This window comes from Actinosynnema sp. NPDC023658 (assembly GCF_040639995.1).
In the GTDB taxonomy this organism is placed as follows: Bacteria; Actinomycetota; Actinomycetes; order Mycobacteriales; family Pseudonocardiaceae; genus Actinosynnema.
Genome location: NZ_JBFAAX010000286.1, coordinates 1 through 7,568, shown reverse-complemented (window position 1 = coordinate 7,568; position 7,568 = coordinate 1). Strand labels below are relative to the sequence as shown.

Genomic DNA, 7,568 nt, shown 5'->3' with positions numbered 1-7,568 from the left:
GGTCGAGGCCGAGGAGCACGCGCATGGTGGTGGACTAGCCGGCGCCGTTCGGCCCGAGGAACCCGGTCACCGTCCCGGGTCGGACGTCGAAGCTCAGGTCGTCCACGGCGAGGACGTCGCCGTACCGCCTGGTCAGCCCGCGGACCTCGATCACCGGCCCTCCTCGCCGGCGGACGCCGTGCTGGTGACCGCCTCGTCGTCGTCGACCCATTCGAGCAGGTCGCCGGGCTGGCACTCCAGGACGCGGCACATGGCTTCGAGGGTGCTGAACCGCACCGCCTTCGCCCGCCCGTTCTTCAGCACCGCCACGTTCGACGGGGTGAGCCCCACCCGTTCCGCGAACTCGCCCACGCTCATCTTGCGCTTGGCCAGTTCGACGTCGATGCGCACGATGATCGGCATCAGATCACCGACTCCATGTCGGTCCGCAGCGTGGTGGCCTGCCGCAGCAGGGCGCGCATGACGACCATCAACAACCCGACCACCGTGATGCCGATGGCCATCAGGAACATGACCAGCGGGACACCCGGGTCGTCCGCGTTGAAGCCGACGTAGAGGAAGAGGCAGCCGAACACCACCCAGGCCGCCGCGATGGCCCACACGATCGCGTCGACCCAGCGCAGGGACGCTTCGCTGAAGATGCGGTCCTTCTTGACCAGCGTGAGCAGCTTCAAGATGGCCACGATGACCACCTGCACGCAGAGCACGAGGAAGATCGACACCGCCGTCAACGGCCACCGCAAGTACGCCTTGTCCGGCGACTGCTCCGCCATGTACCTGAACTGGCCGGGTAGTGACATGACCTGGAACAGGACCAGGACGCCGAACATCAACACGAGGAAGACCCGAAGCGCGGCCACGGCTCGATGCGTTGCAACCATACATCGAGTCTCGCGCGTTACCTATCGAAAGTCAATCGGTACCTATCGTCTCCCGACAACTACCCACCGTCACCGCGCCTCCACCCCACCGTGGTCGGCAGCCCTACGACCCGTCACCCCGCACCTGATCACCACCCACGACCGACCGACCGGGAAGCCGACCTCCAAGAGGACTCCACACGACACCAACGCCTCGCAACGAGCAACGAAAATCACGACCTCCGCACGCGACTGAGAGCGAAGTCCAGCCGCGACAGCCTCATCGACAACCACACCAAACTTCCTCCGGGTAATCACAAGATGCCAATTCCGACTACACGCTCGATATCGCCGTTGTCAGCCAAGATTCCATCCCTCCCCCCTGTCGCATACGGAAGTAGACGCTCAGAGCACCGCAGACAGCCTTGACCCTGCGGATTGGATCAACTCCGCATTCTTCGCCCAAACCTTGACATACGACGGAAGACCGAGTCCGAGCTTGGACCAAGTCGCGCATGCGTACACAGCCAAATTGTCGTCGATCAGCCACGTCAGGTTCTCACCGGACGCTTCCGGAACCACTTCCAAGGAGCCGGCGAAGCAGCTCAAGACCCTGTGAGTGAAGTCGACAGCACTATCTCTTGAGTCATAAATCATACCGGATTCCGACATCGAGGACGACACCATGGAGAACATCGCATCGCACTCGATCACTGAATCGAGGCTGACGAACTCCCGCACGCTACCGGCATCGAACCCAATCAACACTCGACCCTCGAGATCGACGGAGGCACCTGCCGGGCTTGCCGACTCCACTGCGTAGTCGATCTCGAGGGGCTCATCGGACTCTTCCGGATCGCATACCGGCGAGAAAACGACAGCACTGTCGAACAGCCCACTCTGGTAGGTGAGGCCTCCCCAGCGACTCTGCACACTTTCAACCATGGGAACGACGTGGTCGAATTGTCCTGGACCGAATACGTCAACGAGACGCTGGCGCAACGCGTTCCCAGTCAGGCCCACGTCATACGCCTGCCGGCCAGCGTGGGAACGAAGAAAATCGACAGCACGTTCCGACAAGCCGCTCGGATCATCCAAGACAAAACCTCGTGACTCCACAACACCCTTCACATGCAATTCGCGAGGCAACGCTCTCGACAGTGGGGTCGTACACAGGGATCGGGTGAGCGTATCGCCGCACCCCCGTGACCACTGGTGCCGGATCGACTGCCGAGCAACTTCGCCCCGCTGAAGGTCCCCGATGTGACGAAGCGGCTCTCGGCGTCGACCCAGCGGGGGTGCGAAAGGGCGGGGTCGAGGATGGTCTACACGCGACGCCCGCCGACCGATGACCTTGTAGGCGGGCTTCAGGGTCTGGCCGACCTTGTCCACGGACCAGGTCGGCCGCCGGGCCGGCGCAGGTCCAGATGTCACCTTCGGTGAGGCAGTCGACGATGCGCTCGTACTACGACGGGTGCCTCCGACGGTGCTGTTACCGTTCCCGCCCATGCGATCAGGGGGATCCGCCGGGGAGACCGTCCAGCATGCCGGAAGGCGTTGGAGTGTCAACCGTTCATGACCGGGCACGAAGGTCCCTACGCCCCCGAAGCGAACTCCCCTTGCCCTCACTGGGTGTCGACGCACAGTTCGCGGTGATGACGGGCCATTCACCCGTACGCCGACCGTCCACAGTGGCCGGAGGACGGGTGGGGCAGGGTTGCCGACCGGCACGTTTGGGCACACCACCTCCGTGATTGCGACTCGTGACGCACGACCAGCGGTCCGGACCGTCGAGGGATTCGCGGTCCGGAGTGCGGTGTCCCTGGCCGTCACGGCGGCCGTCGGGGTCGCGTTCGCGGTGGTCATGGCGCTGGTCTGGTCGGGCTGGGCGCCGCTGCGCGAAGTCGACCAGGCGATCTCGAACGGCCTGACGAGGTGGGCCGTCGGCTGGGACGGGGTGCTCACCGCGCTCACCTCGCTCGGTGACACGGTGACGCTCACCGGAGTGACCGCGCTGGCCGTGACGTGGTTGCTCCTGCGCCGACGCCCGTGGGTCGCGACGCACGTCGTGGTCACGGCGGCCGGTGGAGGCCTGCTCGGCGTGGTGGTGAAGGCGCTGGTCGGACGGGTGCGCCCGCTGGTCGACGTGGAGGTGGCCACCGTCCCGGGCTGGAGCTTCCCGAGCGGGCACACCCTGGGCGCGACCGTCACGTACGGCGTGTTGCTGCTGGTCTTCGCCTCCGTGCGCCGGGCGCGGCTGGTGCTGACCTCGCTGGTGGTCGGGATCGTGCTCGTGGTCGGCTTCACCAGGGTGGCGCTCGGCGCGCACTACGCCACCGACGTGCTCGGCGGGTGGTTGCTGGGCGTGTTGTGGCTGGTCCTGACCACCGAGGCGTTCCGCCGCTGGCGTCGTGACGAGGGGTTGCCCGAGACGCCCCTGTCGCAGGGCCTGGTCCCGGAGGCGGCGGACGACCTGCGGCCGGTGTCGGGTCGTCGGGTCCACCTGGCGCCGGACTTCCGGCCCACGGCGGCACGGCTGCTGGTCGCCTGGGGTCTGCTGCTGGGCGTGCTGTTCTCCCTCGGCTCGCTGCTCACCGCCGCCGGACCCGACGTCCCGCCGGCGTGGGACCGCGCCGTCGTCGAGTGGTTCGCCGCCCACCGGACGCCGGGCTGGAACGCGGTGGCGGCGGGCGTCGGGGCGTTCAGCGGCACGGGACCGGTGATCGGGGCCGCGGCGGTCGTGTGCGTGCTCGCGCTGGCCACCACGCGGTCCTGGCGGCCGGTGCTGCTGGTCGTGGTGGCGATGGTGGGCGAGGTGACGCTGTTCCTGACCACCACCGCGATCATCGACCGGGTCCGCCCGGCGGCCAAGCTGCCCGGGAACCTGCCGCCCACGTCGAGCTTCCCCTCGGGTCACGTCGCGGCGTCGCTGGTGCTCGGCACGGCGGTGGCCGTGCTGGTCCTGCGCGGCACGCGGAGGTGGTGGCGCCTGCCGGTGGCCCTGGTCGCCCTCGCCCTCCCCGCCCTGATCGCACTGCAACGGCTCTACACGGGCGTCCACTACCCCACCGACGTCCTCGGCAGCACGCTGCTCGCCCTGCCCTGGGTGACCGCCGTGACCTTGGCGACGCTCTCTCGCGCCCAACGGGGTGAACCGGTTCAGCAGCCGAATACCGCAACCGTCGAAACTCATTCGAAGTCGAATGAAGTCGAATCGTCAAAGAATAAGTAATATACATTTCCTTCCAGCTCGTCTGGAATATAAGGAATAGTGTTCCGACAATCTCCGAGGCTCTTCACGGGTCGTCACAACCCTGCTACGGTCCGAATTCTGGGAGCGTTCCCGGAAATCCGCCGCCTCCTGTTGTGATCTCCGACCAGGGAGCCGAAGATGCCACTGAAGTCATCACCAGGCCTGACCAGGGGGCGGCCACGTCGCGGACTCGCGGCGACGGCGGCGCTCGTGTTCGCCGCGGCCATGGCGCTCGGTGCGGGCCCCGCCGCCGCAGACGACGTGTCGGCCGCCGCGCGCGTGGACAACCCGTACTCCGGCGCGTCGGTCTACGTGAACCCCGACTGGTCCGCGAAGGCGCGCGCCGACGGCGGCTCCGCGATCGCCAACCAGCCGACGTTCATCTGGCTGGACCGGATCGCCGCGATCAACGGCGTGAACGGCACCCGCGGCCTGCGCTCGCACCTGGACAACGCGCTCAGCCAGGCGGCTGGCCGCACGATGGTCGTCCAGTTCGTGATCTACAACCTGCCCGGCCGCGACTGCGCGGCGCTGGCGTCCAACGGCGAGCTCGGCCCGGACGACCTGCCCCGCTACAAGACCGAGTACATCGACCCGATCGCCGCGATCATGGCCGACCCCAAGTACGCGAGCCTGCGCATCGCGACGATCATCGAGATCGACTCGCTGCCCAACCTGGTGACCAACGTCGGCGGCCGGGCGACCGCGACGCCGCAGTGCGACCGGATGCTGCAGAACGGCAACTACGTCAACGGCGTCGGTTACGCGCTGGCGAAGCTCGGCGCGATCGGCAACGTCTACAACTACATCGACGCCGCCCACCACGGCTGGATCGGGTGGGACGACAACTTCAGCGCCTCCGCGACGTTGTTCGCCCAAGCCGCCCGCGCCTCGGGCAGCACGGTCAACAACGTCACCGGATTCATCGCGAACACGGCCAACTACGGCGTCCTGAAGGAGAACTACTTCACCATCAACGACACCGTTAACGGCACTTCCGTGCGCCAGTCGAAGTGGGTGGACTGGAACCGGTACGTGGACGAGCTGACGTTCGCCCAGGCGTTCCGGACACAATTGATCAGCGCCGGGTTCCCGTCGAACATCGGCATGCTCATCGACACCTCCCGCAACGGTTGGGGCGGCGCCCAGCGCCCGACGGCCGCGGGTCCGACGACCAGCGTCGACGCCTACGTCAACGGCGGCCGGATCGACCGCCGCATCCACCTCGGCAACTGGTGCAACCAGTCCGGGGCGGGCATCGGTGAGCGGCCGAAGGCGAGCCCGGCCGCCGGCATCGACGCCTACGTGTGGGCCAAGCCGCCGGGTGAGTCCGACGGTTCGAGCACCGCGATCCCGAACAACGAGGGCAAGGGCTTCGACCGGATGTGCGACCCGACCTACGGCGGCAACGCCCGCAACGGCAACAACATGTCCGGTGCGCTGGCCGGTGCGCCGTTGTCGGGGCAGTGGTTCTCCGCCCAGTTCCGCCAGCTGCTGGCCAACGCCTACCCGCGGCTCTGACCTGTCGGAGATCGCGCGGTGCTCCGGGGTCGCGACCCCGGAGCACCGCGTTCCGTCGTACCCCGGTGGCACACTCCCGGGCGTGACTGGAGATCTCGGAGCGCCGGCCGACGAGCTGGTGCGCAGGGTGCGGACCGTCCTCGACCCGAACACCCCCGGCACGTGGCAGGTGGAGATGACCTCCGGTGCGATGCAGTTCCGCACCTTCCCCGACCACGCGGCCGGGTTCGGGAGCGCGCACGACGACCTCGTCGCGGACTACGAGCTCCTCCGCGACCTCGAACAATCCCTGCGCCCGCCCGGTGACGACCGGCCGCTGCTGGTGGAGGTCTCGGTCGACGGCAGCGGCGGCGCGGCGTTCCGGCACGCGTTCGCGACCTCCTCGACGACGTCGGACACGGTCGTGCTCGACCCCTTCCACCGGCACCCCAACCACCCCGCCGCCGGCATGCCGCGACCGGAAGCGGCGAGGCCGACGGGCGAGCCCACGGACCCCGCGGTGCTGCGGCACGTGGGCGAGCTGGTCGCCCGGTTCACCGACCACCACCGGCGCGGGAGCGGCAGCGACCCCGAGTTCGGCGAGCCGCGCACCGAGGAGCAGCTGGCCGAGGCCGAGCGCGCGATGGGCCTGCGGCTGCCCGAGGACGTGCGGGCGCTGTACCGGCTCATCGGCCACGACCCGCGGGAGAGCGGGCTGCTGGGCCGCTACAGCCTGATGCCGCTGGACACCGTCGTCTCCGAGTACCTCGAGTTCCTCCCCGGCGCCTGGAACTGGCACGAGGACCTGTTCGGGCTGAACCGGGTCGTGCTGGAGACGCACCCGCCCGGCGTGGTGCGCAGGGTGTCGCGCGACGACTGGTGGGTGATCATCGCCTCGGACCACGCCGGCAACTGGTGCGCCGTCGACCTCGACCCGGGCCCGGCGGGCCGCCCCGGCCAGCTGCTCGTCTACGGCCGCGACTACCACGGGCCGTTCGGCTACCTCGACTCCTCGGTCACTGCGCGCATGACGGCCGTGCTCGACCTGCTGGACCGGGGTGAGGTCGAGTCGGGCGGTTGGCTGGACGAGTCCCTGCCCGACGGCGACGACCCGTACTCGGCTTCGCTGAACCTGGAGGGTCGGAGCCTGCCGGACGCGGTGCGCGGGATCCGGTCCCCCGACACCGTGCAGCAGCTCTACCTGAACGACGCCGACGAGCTCGACCTGCGGGTCCTGACCGCCACCCCGCGCGTGCTGGAGCTGAGCGTCAACCGGGCCGGACGGGTCGACCTGCGGCTGCCCGAGGGCGTCGAGGCCCTCCACCTGGAAGCGCGGGAGGCGGACCTGGCCGCGCTCGCCGGCCACCCGACCCTGTGGGACCTGACCGTGAAGCGGCTCCCGGTGCGGGTCACCGACCTGGCCGCGCTGCCCGCGCTGTCCTTCGTGGACCTCTCGGAGGCCGTGGTGGACGACGTGGCGGCGCTGGCGGACCTGGACGTCCGGGTGCTGGTGCTCAACGGCGACCAGTGGGCGGAGCTGCTCGCCGCCGGCCGCCTGCCCGCGCGCCTGGCCGCCGCCCGGTTCGCCGGGGACGCGCGGCTGGCGGACCTGGTCGAGTGGTCGGAGCGGCTGACCTCGGCCGGGTAGTCGACCCACCCGCGAACCCCGCCCGTGGCGCGGGACGGGCCGCCGGAGCAGTCGCTCCCCGCTCCGGCGGCTCCCGCGGTGCCCGTCATCCCGGCGCTCCTCAGAGGCTGCGGGCGGTGATGTCGCCGTAGGACGTGGTGGCGTGGATGTCCAGGGCGGCCGTGCCTTCGCCGTTCCTGAGGGCGTTGTTGATGCGGCCGTGGGTGGTGCCGGCGTCGAGGGTGGCGGGGATGCCGGTGGCGGCGTGGATGGTGATGTTGCCGGCCTGGGTGCGCAGGACGATCTTGCCGTGGGTGGCTTCGGTGAT

6 protein-coding genes and 2 pseudogenes are annotated in these 7,568 nt (G+C 69.0%); 3 read left to right on the top strand and 5 right to left on the bottom strand.

Features of this window, described 5'->3' with window-relative positions:
- Positions 1-37: 37 nt before the first annotated feature.
- The 4 genes and pseudogenes from AB0G02_RS24000 to AB0G02_RS23985 all read right to left on the bottom strand — a co-directional run.
- Positions 38-154 (bottom strand): annotated as a pseudogene (locus AB0G02_RS24000) (ABC transporter ATP-binding protein); the annotation flags it as partial.
- Positions 151-402: a helix-turn-helix transcriptional regulator gene (locus AB0G02_RS23995; protein ID WP_360797706.1), complete on the bottom strand. Its 252-nt coding sequence runs from the start codon at positions 400-402 to the stop codon at positions 151-153. The pseudogene AB0G02_RS24000 and the gene AB0G02_RS23995, both read right to left, overlap by 4 nt.
- Positions 402-881: a DUF2975 domain-containing protein gene (locus tag AB0G02_RS23990; protein ID WP_360797705.1), complete on the bottom strand. Its 480-nt coding sequence runs from the start codon at positions 879-881 to the stop codon at positions 402-404. The genes AB0G02_RS23995 and AB0G02_RS23990 overlap by 1 nt, the downstream gene beginning before the upstream one ends.
- 384 nt (positions 882-1,265) lie before the next feature.
- Entirely contained in the window at positions 1,266-1,958 is a 693-nt protein-coding gene (locus AB0G02_RS23985; protein ID WP_360797704.1) for a hypothetical protein, read from the bottom strand.
- A 718-nt stretch (positions 1,959-2,676) separates the two neighbouring features.
- On the opposite strand from AB0G02_RS23985, the gene AB0G02_RS23980 reads away from it, so the two are divergent.
- The 3 genes from AB0G02_RS23980 (at position 2,677) to AB0G02_RS23970 (ending at position 7,261) form a co-directional block, all read left to right on the top strand.
- Complete coding sequence (locus tag AB0G02_RS23980; protein ID WP_360797703.1) at positions 2,677-4,092, top strand: phosphatase PAP2 family protein; 1,416 nt, start codon at positions 2,677-2,679, stop codon at positions 4,090-4,092.
- A 159-nt stretch (positions 4,093-4,251) separates the two neighbouring features.
- Entirely contained in the window at positions 4,252-5,634 is a 1,383-nt protein-coding gene (locus AB0G02_RS23975) for a glycoside hydrolase family 6 protein (RefSeq protein ID WP_360797702.1), read from the top strand.
- An 82-nt stretch (positions 5,635-5,716) separates the two neighbouring features.
- On the top strand, positions 5,717-7,261 hold the full coding sequence (locus AB0G02_RS23970; protein ID WP_360797701.1) for an SMI1/KNR4 family protein: 1,545 nt from the start codon (positions 5,717-5,719) through the stop codon (positions 7,259-7,261).
- 100 nt (positions 7,262-7,361) lie between these two features.
- Here AB0G02_RS23970 and AB0G02_RS23965 read toward each other — a convergent pair.
- Positions 7,362-7,568 (bottom strand): annotated as a pseudogene (locus tag AB0G02_RS23965) (hypothetical protein); the annotation flags it as partial.

Bases quoted from the DNA above. Each gene is read 5' to 3' on its own strand.
- AB0G02_RS23995 (WP_360797706.1), bottom strand. From the start codon at position 402: ATGCCGATCATCGTGCGCATCGACGTCGAACTGGCCAAGCGCAAGATG.
- AB0G02_RS23990 (WP_360797705.1), bottom strand. From the start codon at position 881: ATGGTTGCAACGCATCGAGCCGTGGCCGCGCTTCGGGTCTTCCTCGTG.
- AB0G02_RS23975 (WP_360797702.1), top strand. From the start codon at position 4,252: ATGCCACTGAAGTCATCACCAGGCCTGACCAGGGGGCGGCCACGTCGC.